The organism is Sphingomonas sp. HMP6 (assembly GCF_013374095.1).
Classification (GTDB): Bacteria; Pseudomonadota; Alphaproteobacteria; order Sphingomonadales; family Sphingomonadaceae; genus Sphingomonas.
On record NZ_AP022672.1, the window covers coordinates 1,538,733 to 1,556,865 of the forward strand.

Consider the following 18,133-nt stretch of genomic DNA (forward strand, 5'->3'; position numbering starts at 1 on the left):
CTCGCATGCCGCCTGCCCTACCGCGAGCGGATGCCGATGGAGCCGATCCCCGACCTTGCCGCTTTGTCGCTCGCCGACATCGCGCGCCTCGCCGAAGAGCGCAAACTGCCGCCGATCGAGCGCTGGAACCCCACGCATTGCGGCGATAGCGAAATGCGCATCGCGCGCGACGGGACTTGGTATCACCAGGGTTCGCCGATCGGGCGCGAGGCGATGGTGCGGCTATTTTCGACGATCCTGCGGCGCGAGGCCGATGGCACGTACGTTCTGGTCACCCCGGTCGAGAAGCTCGACATCGTGGTCGAGGATGCCCCGTTCGTCGCGGTCGAACTGAAGGCGAGCGGCACCGGGCAGGACGGCACGCTCACGTTCCGGCTCAACACCGGCGATCTCGTTACAGCGGATGCCGCGCACCCCTTGCGGTTCGAAGCAGGCGAGGACGGCCCGCGTCCCTATCTGCATGTGCGCGGCGGGCTCGACGCCGTGATCGCGCGAACGGTCTATTACGAACTGGCGCAGCGCGCGATCGATGGGGCCGACACGCCCCCGGGCGTGTGGAGCGCTGGACAATTCTTTGCGATCGAGCCGACCGCCACGGACGCTCCTGCGTGACGCTGGTCGATCGGCTACGGCATGCGCTCGACCTTGCGCATGAAGGGGACACGGTGTTGCTGACCGGCGATCATGCTGATCTCGACACGGTGGTCACCCCGCTGGCGCAGGCGGCGGTGCTGGTTGCAGTCACCGATCGCACGGAACCCGGCGTGATCCTCACGCGGCGTACCGATACACTGTCGCGCCATGCCGGTCAGGTAGCGTTTCCGGGCGGTCGGATCGATCCGGGCGATGCCAGCCCGTCCGCCGCCGCTTTGCGCGAGGCGGAGGAGGAAATCGACCTGCCGCGCGACCGCGTAACGCTGGTCGGCGAGGCCGATCGCTATCGCACGATCACCGGGTTCGAAGTGACGCCGGTGATCGGCGTCGTGCCGCCCGATCTGATCTTCACGCCCGCCGCCGCGGAAGTCGCCCAAGTCTTCGAAGTGCCGCTCGGCTTCCTGCTCGATTCGGGCAACCATGTCGAAGCGAGCCTGGAATGGCAGGGCCGCAACCGCCATTATTATGAGATCCTGTGGGACGAACACCGCATCTGGGGCGCGACCGCGGCGATGATCGTCAATCTCTCGCGACGGCTGCGATGGAGCACCTAACCCTGCCCGATGCCACGTGGCAGACGCGGCCGGGCCTGAGCGAACTTTGCGATGTACTGGGCGCGACGCATGGCCAGACGCGCTTCGTCGGCGGCGCGGTGCGCGATACGCTGCTTGGAATCGAAGTATCCGACGTCGATCTGGCAACGCGGCATTCCCCCGAAGAGGTGCTCGACCGTTTGCGTGGCGCGCGGATCAAGGCAGTGCCGACCGGCCTCGCCCACGGGACGATTACGGCGGTCCTCGCCGACGGCAAACCGGTCGAAATCACCACGCTGCGCAGCGACGTCGCGACAGACGGGCGCCACGCGACGGTCGCCTTCACCGACGATTGGCGCGAGGATGCGGCGCGGCGCGATTTCACGATCAACGCGCTGTATGCCGATCCCGTGACACGCGAGCTGTTCGATTATTTTGATGGGCGCGCGGATTTGGCGTCAGGCCGCGTGCGCTTCATCGGCGATCCGTTGCAGCGCATCGCCGAGGATCATTTGCGTATCCTGCGCTTCTTTCGTTTCCACGCGCGGTTCGGCGATGTGCCCGATGCCGCAGGACTGGAAGCCTGCGCTACCCGCGCGAACGATCTAATGGCCTTGTCGCGCGAGCGGATCGCTGCGGAATTGCTCAAATTGCTGGTCGCCCCCGGCGCAGTGGCGACGCTGATGCTCATGGTCGGGCGCGGTATTTTGCTGCCGGTACTGCCTGAAATCGTGCTCACCGGAGTAGAAGCGTTCGCGCGTGTCGCGGCAGGAGAGTTGGCGGCGGGTGTCGATCGCGACCCGATCCGCCGCCTCGCCGCTATCCTGCCACGCGATGCCAAGATCGGCGAGGATGTCGCGGCGCGGCTGAAGCTGTCTACGCTGCAGCGCAAGCGAATCGTCTCGGCCCTGCTCCCCGACGTGCCCGCGCCCCAAGAGCTCGTGTACCGTCTGGGCCGAGAGCGCGCGCTCGACCGCTGGCTGATCGCCCATCCCGCGGATGCGGAGCGTGCGCAGTTCATCCGCGATTGGACCGCCCCCGGTTTTCCGCTCGGTGGCGGCGCCATCGTCGCGCGCGGAGTCGACAAGGGACCGGATGTCGCGCGGTTGTTGAAGCTGGTCGAAGATCAATGGATCGCCGAAGGCTTTCCCGATGCCGATCGTACAAACCAAATCGCCGACGATGCGGTCGCTCAGTTCAAGCGTTCCACCACCATAGCATAGGCCGCTTCCGCTTCGAGCGGCCGCGCGTAGAGATAGCCTTGGCCGTAGGTGCAGCCGAGTGCCGCCAGCGTCTGCGCGAGTTCGTTGCTTTCGATACCCTCCCCCGTCGTCTGCATGCCGAGCGCTTGCGCCAGCGACAAAATGGCGCGAACGATGGCGATCTTGTCGCGGTCCGACAACATGCCCGTCACGAAGCTGCGGTCGATCTTGAGCACGTCAATTGGCAGTTTCTGCAGATAGGCGAGGTTCGAATAGCCAGTACCGAAATCGTCCATGGCAATCGTCGTGCCGAGGTCTTTCAGGGCGTGCATGATCCCGGCGATACGATCCGGATCGGAGACTAGCGCGCTCTCGGTCAATTCGAGCGTGAAGCGCGATCCATCGAGCCCGTTGACCGCCAGGGCCGATTGCACAACCGGTGCGATCACGTCGCGCTGAAGCTGAATGGCGGACAGATTGACCGCAAGCTTCGCCCCGCAATTGCCGCCCAGCCGCGCATCCCATTGCGCCAGCGTCGCGGCCGCCTCCTGGATTGCCCAGCGCCCGAGCGGCACGATCAGGCCCGATTCCTCCGCTACCGGTATGAAATCGTTAGGTGAATGTTCGGTGCCATCCTCGCCACGCCACCGCGCAAGGGATTCGAATGCAACGAGCTGGCCGGTGGAAAGATCGATGATCGGCTGATAGGTCAGCCGCATCTGCCCACGCTCGATCGCGCGACGCAGTGCGGTTTCCATGCCGAATTGTTCGCGTGCAAGGTCGAACGCCTGGGTCTGGTACGCCTCGGTCTTACCGGTGCCCTTGGAACGTTTGACCGCGAACTGGGCGTGCCGAATCAATTCTTCGCTGTCGTCGATCGCGGGTCCGCCAAAGGCGATGCCGATCGAACACGCAACGCGAATCTCGAAATCGGAAAGGCGGAACGGTGTCGCGAGCGCAGCCTGTAGGCGTCGTGCGACCTGGTCCGCATCGCCCACGCCGTCGTCCAGCGTCAGCAGGATGCCGAATTCATCGCCACCGGTGCGCGCGAGCACATCCTGCGAGCGCAACGCCCCCTTCAGCCGTCGTGCCACGGTGATGAGCAACTCGTCGCCCGTCATCGATCCAAGGCAGGCGTTGACGCGACTGAACCGGTCGAGATCGACCACCAGCACCGCATAGCACGCGCGCCGCTCTGGATCGGCCAGAAGGGTCTCAAGACGATCGCTGAACCCGGCGCGATTGGGCAGTCCGGTCAGGCTGTCGGTCAGCATCTCGCGGCGGAGATTGTGCTCGGTGCGCAGCTCGGCCGTCTGATCGATCAGCACCAGCATGCAGCGCTGCTCCGGATTGCGCGTCAGGCGGGCGAGTGTCGCCTGATAATAGCGGCATTCCACCGCATCGCCATACTCGACCTGAAATTCCGCGCGGAGCGAGTCGCCGTGGATGAAGGTGATGATCCGGGCTTCGATCTGCGAAACCAACGAGCGGCGGCGCTCACCGCCGCCCAGGCCTGCGATATCGTGCGCGCGGTTCGCCGTGAGGATAACGACCGCCGGTTTGGCGTCGGTGACGCTGCCGCTGTCCGCCAATGCGATCAGCGCGGCTGGGATCGGCAACAGATTGATTGCGCGCGATGCCATCATCACCGTCGCAGCCTGCGAATCATCGCCTGTCAGCGCGAACGCTGCAGTCGAGGAGGCCAAAGCAGGATGCGACTTGAGCGCCATTTCCCCTGCGTTACCCGCGATTCGTTAAGAACCCGCTCAACGCACAGGTTTCTCAGGGACTTGTGTCACCTGACACAGGTCCTAGCGATTTTGCGTCAGAAGCGATTGTCGCGGGGGAAGCCATTGGGCGGCATCCGCCCCGCAGCCCCGCGTGCGGCCCGCCACGGGCCGAGGTCTGTCTCGGTCCGGGTCCGCCCGCTGTCCCCCCCCATCGGCCAGCTTAGCCCTTGGGCAAAAACGAAGGTCGTCGCATCCGACAGGCCCCCATCGCGGAAACGCATCAGTTGCACGCCCTGCCCGCGTGACAATTCGGCCAGCTCGGCGAGCGGGAACACAAGCAAGCGCCGATTGTCGCCGATCGCCGCAACATAATCCGCCTCCGGATCGACCGGACGAACGATCTTGAGCCTCGCGCCGAGCTTTGGCGTAACGACGGTCTTACCCTTGCGGGTTTCGGCAAGAATATCGGCGCTGCGCACGAGAAAACCGCGCCCATCGCTCGCTGCGACGAGCAGTTTCTCGGCGATGCTCGCGCGGAAAATGCCGACGATACCGACATCGCCGTCGAGATCGATCATCAGCCGCACCGGCTCGCCAAACCCGCGCCCACCGGGCAATTTATCGGCACCCAGTGTGAAGAACCGCCCGTTTTCCGCCGCGATCACGATCTTGTCGGTGGTCTGCGCGGTAAAATCGAACAGCGCCGCGTCACCATCCTTGAACTTTAGTGCGGCAAGGCCGGCCGCATCGAGATGCCCCTTCATCGCTCGAATCCAGCCGCGTTGCGACAGGATCACGGTGATCGGCTCGCGCTCGATCATCGCGTCGAGCGGGATGTCGCGCGCCGGGGCCGCCTCCGCCACCGTCGTGCGCCGCTTGCCGAGTTTGGTTTCGGGGCCGTAGCGCTCGCGCAGCTTGGCGAAATCCTTCTTCAGCCGCGTCCGCTGCCGCGCATCGCTGCCGAGCAGGGCGTCGAGCCCGGCGCGTTCTGCCTCCAGTCCTTCGCGCTCCTTGCGCAACTCCATTTCCTCGAGCCGCCGCAAGCTGCGCAGCCGCATGTTGAGAATCGCCTCAGCCTGGCGGTCGTTGAGCTCGAACTCGGCGATCATCACCGGCTTGGGTTCATCCTCGGTACGAATGATCTCGATCACGCGGTCGAGATTGAGATAGGCGACGATATACCCGTCGAGCAGCTCGATCCGGTCGGCGATCTTGGACAGCCGATGCGCGGTGCGCCGCTGCAGCACGATGAACTGGTGCGCGATCCATTCCTGCAACGCTTGCCGCAAGCTCATCACGCGCGGCGTGCGCGTCGCATCCAGAACGTTGAGGTTGAGGCTGAAGCGCACTTCCAGATCGGTCATCCGAAACAGGCTTTCCATCAGCATGTCGGCATCGACCGTGCGGCTGCGCGGTTCGATCACGATGCGGATCTCGCTGTCCGATTCGTCGCGAATGTCGGCCAGGATCGGCAGTTTCTTGTCGTTGACGAGTGCCGCGATCTGCTCGATCAATTTGCCCTTCTGGATGCCGTACGGAATTTCCGTGACGATCGCATTCCAGGTGCCCCGGCCCAAATCCTCGACATGCCAGCGCGCGCGTAAGCGGAAACCGCCACGCCCGGTGGCGTAGGCCTCGGCAATCGCCGCCGGACTATCGACGACGAGGCCGCCGGTCGGGAAATCCGGGCCCTTGATATGCTCGAGCAGCGCCGCGTTGTCCGCCTCGGGCTGGTCGATCAGCATGATTGCCGCATCGAACAGTTCGGCGGCATTGTGCGGCGGGATATTCGTGGCCATGCCGACCGCGATTCCCGCCGCACCATTTGCTAGCAGGTTGGGGAAGGCTCCGGGGAAGAGCTCGGGTTCCTGCTCTTCATTATTATAGGTCGGTTTGAAGCCGACGGCGTCTTCGTCGAGCCCGGCCATCAAATCCATTGCGACTTGCGTCAGACGCGCCTCGGTATAGCGGAAGGCGGCGGCGTTATCGCCGTCGATATTGCCGAAATTGCCTTGGCCCTCAACGAGCGGGTAGCGCACCGAGAAATCCTGCGCGAGCCGGACCATCGCGTCATAGACCGAGCTGTCGCCATGCGGATGATATTTACCGATCACTTCGCCGACGACGCGCGCCGATTTCTTGTACGGCGTGCTCGGGTCCATCCGCAGCTGCCGCATCGCCCAAAGCAAGCGGCGATGCACCGGCTTCATCCCGTCGCGCACATCGGGCAGCGACCGCGCCGTGATCGTCGACAGCGCATAGACCAAGTAGCGGTCGCTGAGCGCGCTATCGAACGGGGCATCGACAATGGCTTGGAACGGATCGGTCAGGTCGGTCGGCATGGCATTCGGGTAGCAGGCCGCGGGCAGCCGCGTCTATCCTTCCGCTTAGGCAACATCCGAATCGCGCCGCGCGCCGAGCGGCCGCGGCGGGGCGTTGCGCGCGACCTCTTCTAGCAACCAGTCGCGAAACTGCCGGACCTTGGCGACAGTGCGCCGCCGTTCAGGATACACCAGCCAGCACCAGCTTCCCCGTTCGGACACCTGATCGAACGGCCGCACCAGCCGCCCTTGCGCGACGTCGTGATGCCACAGGAACGGGGTCAGCAACGCAATCCCCTGCCCCGCCATCGCGGCATGGCCTTCATTCGCTTCGGTATCGAGCCGGATCCCGGCGCGCGGTGCCTGTGCCGGGGCGGGCACGCCGGCCTGTTCGAACCAGATGCTCCAGCGCCGCTTCTGCCGATCGATCAACGGCAAATCGATCAAGTCGCGCGGTGTCAACGGGCCGTGCTGCGCCAGGAAACCCGGGCTGCACATCGGGGTAAAATCCATCGGAAATAACCGGTGCGCAACCAGATCGGGCCATCCACCCGCCCCCGAACGGATTGCGACATCGACCTCCTCCGACGCGAACGAGACCACCGCATCCGACGTCGTCAGCCGCACCGCCATCGCCGGATGCTCCATCTGAAATCCGCCCAACCGCCACGCCAGCCAGCTATTGGCGACGCTGTTAAAGGTAGAGATCGTCAGCACTGCGGCATCATCGGCCCGAACCGACCCGAACGCGGCATCAATCGCATCGAACGCGCGGGTGATATGCGGTGCCGCGCGGCTACCCGCTTCGGTCAACACAATGCCCCGCCCAGCGCGCATGAACAGCGGCGCGCCGAGTCGCTCCTCCAGCAGCTTCATCTGATAGCTAACCGCCGCCTGCGTCATCCCCAACTCTTCGGCGGCGCGCGTGAAATTACCGTGGCGCGCAGCGGCTTCAAACACGCGAACGGCGGCAAGGGGCGGAAGGTTGCGCACGCGCTCTTATAAGCAAGGCTTGTATATCATGCAAAACGATTTGTTGGCGTAACGACTTTGCCGGGCGCATTGGGGCGGCGGCGCCAAACACTCCTCGATTGCAAGGATATGCCTCATGTCGAAGTTGCTCTTCACCCTCGCCGCATTGTCAGTGTCCGCGCCGCTGGCTGCGTCCGAGCGCGATATCCCGCGGACCGCCCGGATCCATTATGCCGACCTAGATTTGACCCGATACGCCGGGAAGGAGGAACTCGACCGGCGCATCAAGGTAGCGTTGCGCGCGCTATGCGCAGAGGACCAGCAACTCGGCCTCTTCACGCGGCTGCAGGAAATCCGCTGCCTGCGCGCCGCAACCGCGCAAGTGTCGGTACAGCGCGCGCAGGTCCTCGCAAACGCCGCTGCACGCCCGGCTTCGCGCGATACCGCGCTAGCCTCGCCGACCCATAAACCGATAAGCAGCGCTGATTAATCGAAAAGCGTAGCTTGTCATTGTAGATCAGCATTTGGGCCAGCGGCGTCGATCGACTATGCAAGTGCGATGTTTCGTTCCATCTCGTTTCGCTATGTCTCGATCGCGCTGCTGGCCTTGTCTGTCGGCATGACCGCCCCCTCGACCGCCGCTCCGGCCAGCTTCACCCCGCTGAAGTGGCCCGATCTGACCAAGCGCCCGCAACCCAAGCCCGACGCCACCATCTCCTACGGTGACGACACCCTGGAGAAGGCCGATGTCTGGCTGCCGACCGGCCCCGGTCAGCACCCGGTCGTGCTGATGGTGCATGGCGGCTGCTGGACGACCAGCATCGCCGATCGCAGCCTGATGAACTGGATCGCCGACGATCTGCGCAAGAGCGGAATAGCGGTGTGGAACATAGAGTATCGCGGCGTTGACCGGCCCGGCGGCGGCTATCCCGGCACGTTCCGCGATGCTGGCACCGCGGCGGATGCGCTGCGCAAGCACGCGACCGAGTTTCATCTCGACACGAAGCGTATCGTCGCCGTCGGCCACTCTGCGGGCGGGCATCTCGCCTTGTGGCTGGCCGCGCGCCCACGAATCGCGCGCAGCAGCCCGCTCTACACCGCGCAGCCACTGAAGATCGCACGCGTGATCAGCCTCGGCGGCCTTCCCGATCTCGAAGCGACCGCCGCCAGCCCAGATAATGGCTGCGGCGTCGATGTGGTGGCGCAGCTCGTCGGCAAGCCCGGCAGCCGCACCGATGTCTACTCCGACACCTCGGTCCCGCGGCTGCTGCCGCTGAAAGTCCCACAGGATCTGGTCAACGGGCGCGAAGACAAGATCATCCCGCTGCGGCTCGGCACAGGCTATGAAGCGCAAGCCAAGGCCAAGGGCGACCGCGTCGCGCTGCACGTGATCGAGCGTACCGGCCACGTCGAACTGATCGCGCCGGAAAGCGCTGCGTGGGCCGCGACCAAACAGCTCATCCAGACCGCGTTGGCCGGGCGATGACCGTCCCCCCTCCGTTCGCCCTGAGCCTGTCGAAGGGCAGCGTGCCGCACGCCCCGTCGTCTCAAGCGGAGAGCAGCCCTTCGACAGGCTCAGGGCGAACGGTCGTGTGGAGCGTCCGATGACCCGCGATGAAGCCCGCGCCCGCGACGCCGCCGATCCTTTGCGCCCATACCGCGACCGCTTCCTCCTGCCCGAGGGCGTGATCTACCTCGACGGCAATTCGCTCGGCCCCCTGCCCCGCACCACCGCACCCGCGCTCGCCGACATCGCCCAGCGGCAGTGGGGCGAACGGCTGATCCGAAGCTGGAACGAAGGCTGGATCGACGCGCCGCAACGCATCGGCGGCAAGATCGCGCGCCTGATCGGTGCGCACGCCGACGAAGTGATCGTAGCCGATTCGACCTCGGTCAATCTGTTCAAGCTGCTGGTCGCCGCGCTCCGCCACAATCCCACACGCCACACGATCGTCAGCGAGACCGGCAATTTCCCGACCGACCTGCACATTGCGGAGGGTGCGATCGGCTGCGTCCCCGGCGCGCGGCTGAACGCGGTGGGGCGCGGCGATCTTGCCGACGCAATCGACCAAAACACGGCGGTTACGCTGCTGACGCACGTCCATTACAAGACCGGCGAGCGCTACGACATGGGCGTCTGGACCGCTCGTGCACACGAGGCCGGAGCACTCGCACTATGGGATTTGAGCCATAGCGTCGGCGCTATCGCGGTCGATCTGAACGGTGCGGGGGCCGATCTCGCGGTCGGCTGCGGCTATAAATATCTCAACGGCGGCCCCGGCGCGCCCGCCTTCCTGTTCGTCTCGCGCGCGCTCCAGGATCGGCTCGCCAGCCCGCTGTCGGGCTGGATGGGCCACGCCGCCCCCTTCGAATTTGCCGATGCCTATGCCCCAGCACCCGGCATGACGCGCTGGCTCGCCGGGACCCCGCCGATGCTGGCGATGAGCGGGCTGGAGGCCGGGGTCGACCTGTGGCTTGACGTCGACCGCGCGCAGGTGGCGACGAAGAGCGCGGCACTGTTCGACCTGTTCGCCGCAATCGGCGCGGGGCTAGGTCTCGAATGCGTCTCCCCGGCCAATCCGGAGCAGCGCGGCAGCCATATCTCCTTCCGCCACCCGGAGGCTTACGCGCTGTGCCAGGCGCTGATCGCGCGCGGCGTCATCGGCGATTTCCGCGATCCCGACATCCTCCGCTTCGGCCTCACGCCGCTGTATCTTGGCTTCGAAGACGTGTGGCGCGCTGGCGAAATCCTCGGCGAGATTCTGGCGAACGAGGCCTATGCCGACCCCGTTTTCTCAGAAAGACAAGCCGTTACCTAGGGCATTGCCGCTTGGCCGAATACTACATCCACGAGATAGCGTATTCCATCGGGAGAGTATGATGCGGTATCCACTGCGAACTTCGCTTCTTCTTTGCCTGTCACTGGTGGCGTGCAGCAAATCATCCAGCGATGGAGGTGATGCCTCGCACTACGCGCCTTCCGCTCGCGTAGAAAAGCTCGATACGTTCGATGTTGTCGAGGCCGGAGCCGCCAATGCCGCGCCGTTGCAAAGTCCCCAGATCGCTTACAGCTACGAACTTTCGTATCTGCTTGCCGACGCGCAACTGGCCGACGTCCAGGCGAAGCAAGTCGCTTTATGCACCGACCTCGGTCCGGCGAAGTGCCAGGTGGCAAAGACTTCGATCAGCAACGCTGGACGCGGTGCGGGCGCGAGCGGTGAAACCAAATTGCTTGTAGATGCCCGGATCGCAATCGTGTTCCAGAAGCAGCTCGACAAAGTGGTCACCGCAGTTGGCGGCCAACTCTCAGACCGCAGCACCACGGCCGAGGATATCACTAAACAAGTGATCGACACCGACGCGCGCGTCCGCGCCAAACAGATCCTCGCCGACAGATTGACGAAGCTCATCGCGGAATCGAACGGAAAGGTCTCCGATCTGGTCGCAGCCGAACAAGCCTTCGCCACGACGCAGGAGGAACTCGACGCCGCTCGCTCGCTTCAGGCGAGCCTGCTTCAGCGTGTCGCTATGTCGGACATCACAATCGGATACGCGACACGCGAATCAAACAGCATGTGGGCGCCGGTGCGCCGCAGCCTTGGCGCGGTGGGGGATTCGTTAGGCGGCAGCATCGCGGCGCTGGTGACGTTCGTCGTCGTCGCCCTGCCGTGGGTCGTGATGCTGTCGCTCCTGGCCTGGGTTCTGCGGCGAATTGGCTGGCGCTGGCCGTTCCGCCGCCGCTTGCGCGGTATGGCGCGCGACGAGGCCCCAAGCTGATTGCACCCCCCTCCCGCTTTCGATATAGCCCAATACTTAGCGCCCCGGCCCGCGTTTTCCCCGCGTTGCCGGGGCCACTCTTTTTTCAAGGGTAGCTGCACACATGGCACGTCGCCGCCAGATTTACGAAGGCAAGGCCAAGATCCTCTATGAGGGTCCGGAGCCGGGCACGCTGATCCAGTATTTCAAGGATGACGCGACCGCCTTCAACGCCCAGAAAAAGGGCACGATCAGCGGCAAGGGCGTGCTCAACAACCGGATTTCCGAGCATATCTTCACGTTGCTCGGCCTCATCGGCGTGCCGACGCACTTCATCCGCCGCCTCAACATGCGCGAACAGTTGATCCGCCAGGTCGAGATCATCCCGATCGAGGTTGTCGTCCGCAACGTCGCTGCCGGATCGATTTCAACACGACTCGGCATCGAGGAAGGCACGCAACTGCCGCGCACGATCATCGAGTATTACTATAAGGACGACGCGCTCGGCGATCCGATGATCACCGACGAACATATCGCCGCATTCGGCTGGGCGGGGCAGGAGGAGATGCACGACATCGCCGACCTCGCCATTCGCGTGAACGATTTCCTGTGCGGCCTGTTCGCCGGGATCGGCATCCGCCTGATCGACTTCAAGCTCGAATTCGGGCGCGTGTGGGACAATGATTATCCGCGCATCATCCTGGCCGACGAGATCAGCCCCGATGGCTGCCGCCTGTGGGACATGCAGACCAACGAGAAGCTCGACAAGGACCGCTTCCGCCGCGATCTCGGCGGCGAAGTGGAGGCCTATCAGGAAGTCGCGCGCCGCCTGGGGCTGCTTCCCGAGGGCGCCGATGGTGCGGTGCTCGATCTCGAAAAGCATCGACTGAGCAAGGGCAAGTAACCCTCCCCCGCCGTCCGCACCACGCGGGCGGCGGCGGCGGCGGTCAGCCTTTGACCTTGAACCCGCAGATGATGCCGAAGATGAAGCAACTGAACAGCGCGAGCTGGACGTGTCCGCCGCTGTTGCTCCAGCCAAAATAGTCGCCACCAAAGGCGAACAGCGCGATGAACATCACCATTGCCAGTCCGGCCATCGCTATATCCTTTTGAATGCCGCCGGCCCCGCGCGCGGTGGACATGCGAGCGTCTCGCGTCCGCGTAAATTTTGTATGAAGCTTGCGACAGACCGCGCGGACCGCCATAGGCAGCCGCAATCGCCAGCAGCCAGGATACGCCCATGAAGCTCCGCATTTTCGTCACGCTGAAACCCGGCGTGCTCGATCCGCAGGGCCGCGCAATCCACAAGGCGCTGGGCGGCCTGGGCTTTGTTGGCGTGAACGACGTTCGTGCGGGCAAGCTGATCGAACTCGATGTGGCCGATGAGACGGGCGACGAGCAGATCGACGAGATGTGCCGCAAGCTGCTCGCCAATACCGTGATCGAGAATTACCGGGTGGAAAGAGCGTGAAGACCGCGGTCATCGTTTTTCCCGGCTCGAATTGCGACCGCGACATTGCGGTGGCGCTTCGCGACGTGAGCGGCACCGCGCCGACGATGGTGTGGCACGCCGATACTGAACTGCCCGACGGCGTCGGCCTGATCGCGCTGCCCGGCGGGTTTTCCTATGGCGATTATCTGCGCTCGGGCGCGATCGGCGCGCGTTCGCCGATCATGGCGGCGGTGACCGCAGCGGCCGAGCGTGGCGTGCCCGTGCTGGGCATTTGCAACGGCTTCCAAGTGCTGACCGAGGCCGGGCTGCTGCCCGGCGCGCTGATGCGCAATGCCGGGCTCGATTTCGTCTGTCGCGAAGTCCCGCTGACGGTGGAGAATGCACAGAGCGCCTTTACCAGCCGCTATGCCGCGGGCGAACGCATCGTCATTCCGGTCGCGCACCACGACGGCAATTACAACGCCGACGAAGCCACGCTCGACCGGCTCGAAGGCGAAGGGCGCGTGGCGTTTCGCTACGCCGATTCGGTCAACGGCTCCGCCCGCAACATCGCGGGAATCCTCAACGCGAGCGGCAACGTCCTCGGCCTAATGCCCCACCCCGAACGCCGGATCGACACCGCAGCGCACGGTGGCAATGACGGGCGACGGATGTTCGAGGGATTGTTTGAGCTGGTGGCCGCTTAAACCCGCGCCTTGAACGGCGAGAAATCGGTTCCCCGGTCGAACACGTCGACGCCCTCGCGCTGCTTCAGGAAACTGACCACGGCATAGGTAACAGGGGTTAGCAGCACCTCCCACGACACTTTCAGCACGAACTGGCTCAGCATCACCGGGCCGATCTGCGCAGCAGGCCAATCGGTCATGCCGTAAAAGGCGAGCGGGTAGAAAATCAGGCTGTCGAATCCCTGCGCCACCACCGTGCTGCCGACGGTGCGCGTCCACAACATCCGGCCGTTGGTCAGGATTTTCAGCTTGGCGAGCACGAAACTGTTGGCGAATTCGCCGACCCAGAAGGCGGTGATGGAGGCAAGGATGATGCGCAGCCCGGTCGCCGCCTCGGGGCTTACGAAGATCGATTTGCCGAAGACATATTCGTACGACGCTTGCCCGGTCCACCCCGACGCGGGCGGCAGCGCCACGACGACTTGCTGCATGAACGCCATGAAGATCAGCCCGGCAAACCCCGCCCAGACGCACCTGCGCGCGCGGGCATAGCCATAAACCTCAGTTAGAATGTCGCCGATCAGATAGCTGAGCGGAAAGAACAGGATCCCCGCCCCGAACGGCCATTCGCCGATGAACGGCAAATCGACGACCGCGGGCTTCCCCGCCCCGATCACGTTGGAAAGCAGCAAGATGACCACGAACGCCACCATCACGAAATCGAAATAGCGAAATTCCCGGCCCGCGGTTTCGCGCGCGTCGATCGTCTGCAAGCCGTCCATGCTGCCCCTATGTCCCTACCCGGGCAACGTTATGAAGCTGGTTTCGCCGCTCCGCAATCCGCGCTAAAGGCCGTATTGGTGTGCGCCCGTAGCTCAGTTGGATAGAGCAAGGAGCTTCTACCTCCTCGGTCGGGGGTTCGACTCCCTCCGGGCGCACCAATTTTCACAACAACCGCCCGATCAGGCGACGGTCACACCCTTCCAGAACGCAAAGCGGTCCTTGATCTCGGTAGCCTTGGGCTTGGGGTCGGGATAGTACCAGGCGGCATCGGGGTTGCGTTTACCATCGACAACGACGGTCTTGTAGCTCGCCTCGCCCTTCCACGGGCAGTGCGAGTGCGTCGCGCTCGGCTCGAAATGCTCGGCGACGATGCTGTCGGCGGGGAAATAGTGATTGCCCTCGACCACCACGGTGTCGTCGGACTGGGCGATGACGGTGCCATTCCAGGTTGCTGTTGCCATGATCGTGTCTCCTAAGGGTTCAGGGCTGACAGATAGGTATCCGGCTTGAACCCCGCCAGCAGCACGTCGCCCGATTCGAGCACGGGCCGTTTGATCGTCGAGGGGTTGGCGAGCATGATCGCAATGGCCTTTTCGGCGTCGAGATCGGCCTTGTCGGCATCGGCCAGCGCGCGAAACGTCGTGCCAGCGCGGTTGAGCAGCACCTCCCACCCGAGCCGATCGACCCAGCGGCGCAAGGCGACCGCATCGACCCCGGCCTTTTTGTAATCGTGAAAGGCATAGTCGATCCCCTGCGCGGAGAGCCAGGTCCGCGCCTTTTTCACCGTGTCGCAATTGGGGATGCCGTACAGATGTGTCGCCATTGCAGTCCTCATCGTGCCATTACGGGTACGATCACCCGAATTTGTCCGCGCGCCGCCGCCCCACCATCAGGCCCCGCTCCAACCGCGCGCACAACGCCGCATAATAGTCGCTCAGGAATTCGCGGTCGTCAGGGTCATCGGCGAGCCCCGCCTTGCGCCGGATCGTGGCGGCAACGGTGGCGATCGCATCCTCGCGCCCGCTGCGCAGCACCTCTTCGAGCGTCTGCAGCTCGTACACGCCGTACAGGCCGAGCGCGGCTTCGCTGAACACCCGGCGTTCGCGCTCGATTGGGACGGCCAAATCCGACCCGAGTTCGCCGCGCACCGTCCGCACCACCCACGTGCCCGCCAGCAAATCGCCGATCCGCAACCGGTCGCGGTTGAACAGTGGGAAGAACAGGAAAATCCCGCTCCAGCACAGTGCAAAGATCGTGAGAAAACTGTCGGCCAGCCCTTGCGCCGATTGGGCAGCGAGGAAACTGAGCGGCAGGAACACCTCGATCTCGCGCATCGCGTTGCGCGTGATGACCGCGCCGCCGGTCAGCCGCGCCCCGTCGCGCGCGACCACGCGCAGGCCCATCACGCGCTTCCCCGGAGTCGCGCCGCGCCCGCCCATTTCGAACAGCGTGAACCAACCGTTGCGCAGCACGAAAAATCCGATCAGCCACAAGATTGCCAGCGACGTCTCCTTGCTCGCGACGAACAACAAGGCGATCACGATCGTCGCGATGATCAGCAGGATCAGCATTGCGAAGGCGTCAATCATGAAGGCCGCCGCGCGCACCCCTGCCCCGCCGAGTTCGATCTGTAGATCGACCCCCTCGGGCGTGACGAAGGTCCGCCGCAGCGACAGCGGACCCTTCGGCCGCTTGGCTTCGCGGTTACGCCTGAACCACGCCATTGCGGCTCCTCGGCAAATAGAAATAGAGCAGCCACGCCACCAGCATCGTCAGCCCGATGCCATAGCGGCTGAGATCGTCGAGCACGATTTGCCGCCCGATTCCCTCAAGCAAGCCGGCGATCGCCAGCATCACCACCGCACCGCCCATCGCGGTTGCACCGGTCCGCCCCGCCTGCACCGCTGAATCGCTGCGGGACTGGCGACCCGGGAACGCGATCGCCGTGCCGATCCGGAATCCCGCCGCGCCGGCGATAATGATCGCGAACAATTCGGTCGTGCCGTGGATCATGATCCAACCGGTGAAATTATAGCCAAGCCCCTTGGGCACGAACACCGCCATGAACGCGCCGAGCATCAGCCCGTTATACACGATCAGCAGGACCGTCGGCACCGCGAAGGCGAACCCCAGCGCGAAGGCGAAGATCGCGATCTGGGCGTTATGCGTGAACAGATAAGCGGCAAAGGTCGCGAGCATATCGCTATGCTTGCCGTACAGCGTCTGGCGCAGCGTCTCGGCCGAGGCTGAGGGATCGCGCCCCTGCGCAAGGCCATCGCCGACGATGCCGAAAAACCAGCTCGGATCGCCGCGCACCAAAACATAGCCGACGATTCCGGCAGCGACCGTGAGAAGAAACGACGCCAGCGTCTCCCGCCACAGCGCCTGCATCGCGGCGGGCCAGCCATGAACGAAGAAACGCCGCAATTGGCTGAGCGCCAAGGTCGGCACGCCGTACAGCTGGAAATAGGCGCGCGTGCAGAGCTGTTCGAGATAGACCACCAAGGACCGATCGAGCGATGTCTCGCGCGCCACCGACAGCGACGACAGGGCCGAGCGATACAAGAGCGGCAGGGCCAGCAAATCGTCATCGCCGAGCGCCTTGATCGAGCGCTTCTCGATCCGCGTGACGAGCCGTTCGAGCCGCTCCCACTCGGCCGCATGCGCCGCGCGGAAGCGGCTGGCGTTGACCAGCATTGGCTGAGCGGGGGGCTGAGCGGGGGGCTGAGCCGGGGAAAGCGCCGATGTCGCCATTACAGCAAATTCCTCCGCTTGAGATCGACATAGCCCTGCACCAGCCGCTCGCCGACGCGGTCATGCTCGCTTTCGATCACATGCACGCCAAGATGCTGCAACCGCGTCAACACCAGCCTGCGGTCGCGCAGCAGCGCGGCGGCGGTGACCGCGCGAGTCACATCCTCGGTGGTCGCAGGCATGGTATCCGCAATGCGCTCGACCTCTTCATCGCGCAGCACCACCACCAGCAACAGATGCGTGTTGACGATGCGGGCGGCGGCGCGGACCATGAAATCGGCCGAGGTGAGATCGGTGAATTCGGTGAACAGGACGATCATCGAACGCCGCGTCAGCCGCGTCGCGAGCGTCGTCAGCGCGAAAGTGTAATTGGTTTCCTCCCCGCTATAATCGATCTGCGCGGCGAGGCGCTGCAAGCTGGCAAAGGCCGGGACGCCCGACACCAAACCGCTGGCGATGCGCGGGCGCGAATCGAAGGCGTGGAGCGCCACGCGGTCGCCGAGCTTGAGCGCGATCCACGCCGTCAGCAGCATCGCCGACACGGCACGATCAACGCGCGGCAGCCCCGCGACCGGTTCCGACATTTGCCGCCCGGCATCGACCGCGAAGACGATCTGGTTGTTGCGTTCGGTGCGGAACTCCTTGGCGTGGAGCTTCATGTGCCGTGCCGATTGTTTCCAATCGAGCGAACGCCGGTCCATGCCGGAGCGGAATTCAACGAGCGCATCGAAATCAGTGCCGTCGCCGCGATCGATCTGCGTCAGCAGGCCCTGCAGCGCATGGCGCTGGAAAATCTGCGCGCCGCGTTCATGCACCGCGCGGATATCGGGCAGGATCGGCAGCGCGGCGTCGGTCGTGATCGTGCGCTGGTGCCACGCCAGCCCAAGGCTCCCGCGCCAGCGCAGCCACAGCGTCTCGATCCGCGCCGTCCCGCGCCGCAGCGTCGTCACGGGCAGCAACACCGCTCCGCGCCCGTCCGACAGGCCGACCCAGGCGCGACCGTCATTCTCGACGTCGAGTAACGGACTCGCACCGATCGCCACTTCGGCGCTGGCGGGCGGACGCACACCTTCGATTACGACGCTCAAGGTCGCGTCGATCGTCGCACCGACAGCGGCACTCGAAGGCAGCGCCAGCTTCACCGTACCCGCGCGCATTGCGCTCAAAGCGTCGAACAGCGTCAACGCGAGCACCGCGACCGGCCAGGCGAGGCCGACGAACCAGCGATCGGGCAGCGCCACGGCCACCAGCAAGGCAACCGGCGCCCCCGCCGCCGCCGCCAGCACCGCCGTGCGCGTGGGGTAGATCAC

General features: G+C 64.7%; 20 protein-coding genes and 1 tRNA gene. 11 read left to right on the forward strand and 10 right to left on the reverse strand.

The annotated features are described in order from the left end of the window. Positions 1 to 30 precede the first annotated feature (30 nt). Genes HMP06_RS07695 through HMP06_RS07705 form a run of 3 tightly spaced genes read left to right on the forward strand, consistent with a single transcriptional unit; the run spans position 31 to position 2,410 of the window. Complete coding sequence (locus tag HMP06_RS07695; protein ID WP_176496566.1) at positions 31 to 612, forward strand: DUF1285 domain-containing protein; 582 nt, start codon at positions 31 to 33, stop codon at positions 610 to 612. Next, positions 609 to 1,208 (forward strand): CoA pyrophosphatase, encoded by a 600-nt coding sequence (locus HMP06_RS07700; RefSeq protein WP_176496567.1) that lies wholly within the window; start codon positions 609 to 611, stop codon positions 1,206 to 1,208. Before HMP06_RS07695 ends, HMP06_RS07700 begins: the two co-directional genes overlap by 4 nt. Continuing rightward, positions 1,196 to 2,410, forward strand: coding sequence for a CCA tRNA nucleotidyltransferase (locus HMP06_RS07705; protein ID WP_176496568.1), 1,215 nt, complete (start codon positions 1,196 to 1,198; stop codon positions 2,408 to 2,410). Before HMP06_RS07700 ends, HMP06_RS07705 begins: the two co-directional genes overlap by 13 nt. Here the strand turns inward: HMP06_RS07705 and HMP06_RS07710 are convergent. From HMP06_RS07710 to gcvA, 3 genes are all read right to left on the reverse strand, one after another. Beyond that, positions 2,380 to 4,119, reverse strand: coding sequence for a putative bifunctional diguanylate cyclase/phosphodiesterase (locus HMP06_RS07710; RefSeq protein ID WP_176496569.1), 1,740 nt, complete (start codon positions 4,117 to 4,119; stop codon positions 2,380 to 2,382). The two genes, HMP06_RS07705 and HMP06_RS07710, sit on opposite strands and share 31 nt — an antisense overlap. A gap of 95 nt (positions 4,120 to 4,214) precedes the next feature. Continuing rightward, on the reverse strand, positions 4,215 to 6,461 hold the full coding sequence (parC, locus tag HMP06_RS07715) for a DNA topoisomerase IV subunit A (RefSeq protein WP_176496570.1): 2,247 nt from the start codon (positions 6,459 to 6,461) through the stop codon (positions 4,215 to 4,217). 45 nt (positions 6,462 to 6,506) lie between these two features. Next, positions 6,507 to 7,433, reverse strand: a complete 927-nt coding sequence (gene gcvA, locus HMP06_RS07720; protein WP_176496571.1) for a transcriptional regulator GcvA — start codon at positions 7,431 to 7,433, stop codon at positions 6,507 to 6,509. Positions 7,434 to 7,548: 115 nt separating this feature from the next. Between gcvA and HMP06_RS07725 the strand changes: the two genes are divergently transcribed. The 5 genes from HMP06_RS07725 to purC all read left to right on the forward strand — a co-directional run bounded on the left by HMP06_RS07725 (position 7,549) and on the right by purC (position 12,072). Beyond that, the gene (locus tag HMP06_RS07725; protein WP_176496572.1) at positions 7,549 to 7,902 is read left to right on the forward strand and encodes a UrcA family protein; all 354 of its coding nucleotides are present in this window, start codon (positions 7,549 to 7,551) and stop codon (positions 7,900 to 7,902) included. A gap of 69 nt (positions 7,903 to 7,971) precedes the next feature. Continuing rightward, positions 7,972 to 8,898, forward strand: coding sequence for an alpha/beta hydrolase (locus tag HMP06_RS07730; RefSeq protein WP_332103027.1), 927 nt, complete (start codon positions 7,972 to 7,974; stop codon positions 8,896 to 8,898). 118 nt (positions 8,899 to 9,016) lie between these two features. Next, a complete protein-coding gene (gene kynU, locus HMP06_RS07735) occupies positions 9,017 to 10,231 on the forward strand; it encodes a kynureninase (RefSeq protein WP_176496573.1) in 1,215 nt (404 codons plus the stop codon). A gap of 61 nt (positions 10,232 to 10,292) precedes the next feature. Then, positions 10,293 to 11,189 carry a DUF4349 domain-containing protein gene (locus HMP06_RS07740; protein ID WP_176496574.1) on the forward strand — a complete coding sequence of 299 codons (897 nt, stop codon included), beginning with the start codon at positions 10,293 to 10,295 and terminating at the stop codon, positions 11,187 to 11,189. A gap of 103 nt (positions 11,190 to 11,292) precedes the next feature. Next, on the forward strand, positions 11,293 to 12,072 hold the full coding sequence (purC, locus tag HMP06_RS07745) for a phosphoribosylaminoimidazolesuccinocarboxamide synthase (protein WP_176496575.1): 780 nt from the start codon (positions 11,293 to 11,295) through the stop codon (positions 12,070 to 12,072). A 43-nt stretch (positions 12,073 to 12,115) separates the two neighbouring features. On the opposite strand, the gene HMP06_RS07750 is transcribed toward purC, so the two are convergent. Further along, entirely contained in the window at positions 12,116 to 12,265 is a 150-nt protein-coding gene (locus HMP06_RS07750) for a hypothetical protein (protein WP_176496576.1), read from the reverse strand. 143 nt (positions 12,266 to 12,408) lie between these two features. On the opposite strand from HMP06_RS07750, the gene purS reads away from it, so the two are divergent. Beyond that, positions 12,409 to 12,639, forward strand: coding sequence for a phosphoribosylformylglycinamidine synthase subunit PurS (gene purS / locus HMP06_RS07755; RefSeq protein WP_176496577.1), 231 nt, complete (start codon positions 12,409 to 12,411; stop codon positions 12,637 to 12,639). Continuing rightward, entirely contained in the window at positions 12,636 to 13,307 is a 672-nt protein-coding gene (gene purQ / locus HMP06_RS07760; protein ID WP_176496578.1) for a phosphoribosylformylglycinamidine synthase subunit PurQ, read from the forward strand. The genes purS and purQ overlap by 4 nt, the downstream gene beginning before the upstream one ends. Here the strand turns inward: purQ and HMP06_RS07765 are convergent. After that, positions 13,304 to 14,068: a queuosine precursor transporter gene (locus HMP06_RS07765; protein WP_176496579.1), complete on the reverse strand. Its 765-nt coding sequence runs from the start codon at positions 14,066 to 14,068 to the stop codon at positions 13,304 to 13,306. The genes purQ and HMP06_RS07765 overlap by 4 nt on opposite strands. A gap of 82 nt (positions 14,069 to 14,150) precedes the next feature. Here HMP06_RS07765 and HMP06_RS07770 point away from each other — a divergent pair. After that, a tRNA-Arg gene (locus HMP06_RS07770) sits at positions 14,151 to 14,227 on the forward strand. A gap of 21 nt (positions 14,228 to 14,248) precedes the next feature. Here the strand turns inward: HMP06_RS07770 and HMP06_RS07775 are convergent. Genes HMP06_RS07775 through HMP06_RS07795 form a run of 5 tightly spaced genes read right to left on the reverse strand, consistent with a single transcriptional unit; the run spans position 14,249 to position 18,133 of the window. Then, complete coding sequence (locus HMP06_RS07775) at positions 14,249 to 14,530, reverse strand: DUF427 domain-containing protein (RefSeq protein WP_176496580.1); 282 nt, start codon at positions 14,528 to 14,530, stop codon at positions 14,249 to 14,251. Between the two features lie 11 nt (positions 14,531 to 14,541). Further along, entirely contained in the window at positions 14,542 to 14,892 is a 351-nt protein-coding gene (locus HMP06_RS07780; RefSeq protein WP_176496581.1) for an ArsC family reductase, read from the reverse strand. A 31-nt stretch (positions 14,893 to 14,923) separates the two neighbouring features. After that, positions 14,924 to 15,793, reverse strand: coding sequence for an RDD family protein (locus HMP06_RS07785; RefSeq protein WP_176496582.1), 870 nt, complete (start codon positions 15,791 to 15,793; stop codon positions 14,924 to 14,926). Then, positions 15,774 to 16,823, reverse strand: a complete 1,050-nt coding sequence (locus HMP06_RS07790; protein ID WP_176496583.1) for a stage II sporulation protein M — start codon at positions 16,821 to 16,823, stop codon at positions 15,774 to 15,776. Before HMP06_RS07790 ends, HMP06_RS07785 begins: the two co-directional genes overlap by 20 nt. Then, positions 16,823 to 18,133, reverse strand: a complete 1,311-nt coding sequence (locus tag HMP06_RS07795) for a DUF58 domain-containing protein (RefSeq protein ID WP_176496584.1) — start codon at positions 18,131 to 18,133, stop codon at positions 16,823 to 16,825. Before HMP06_RS07795 ends, HMP06_RS07790 begins: the two co-directional genes overlap by 1 nt.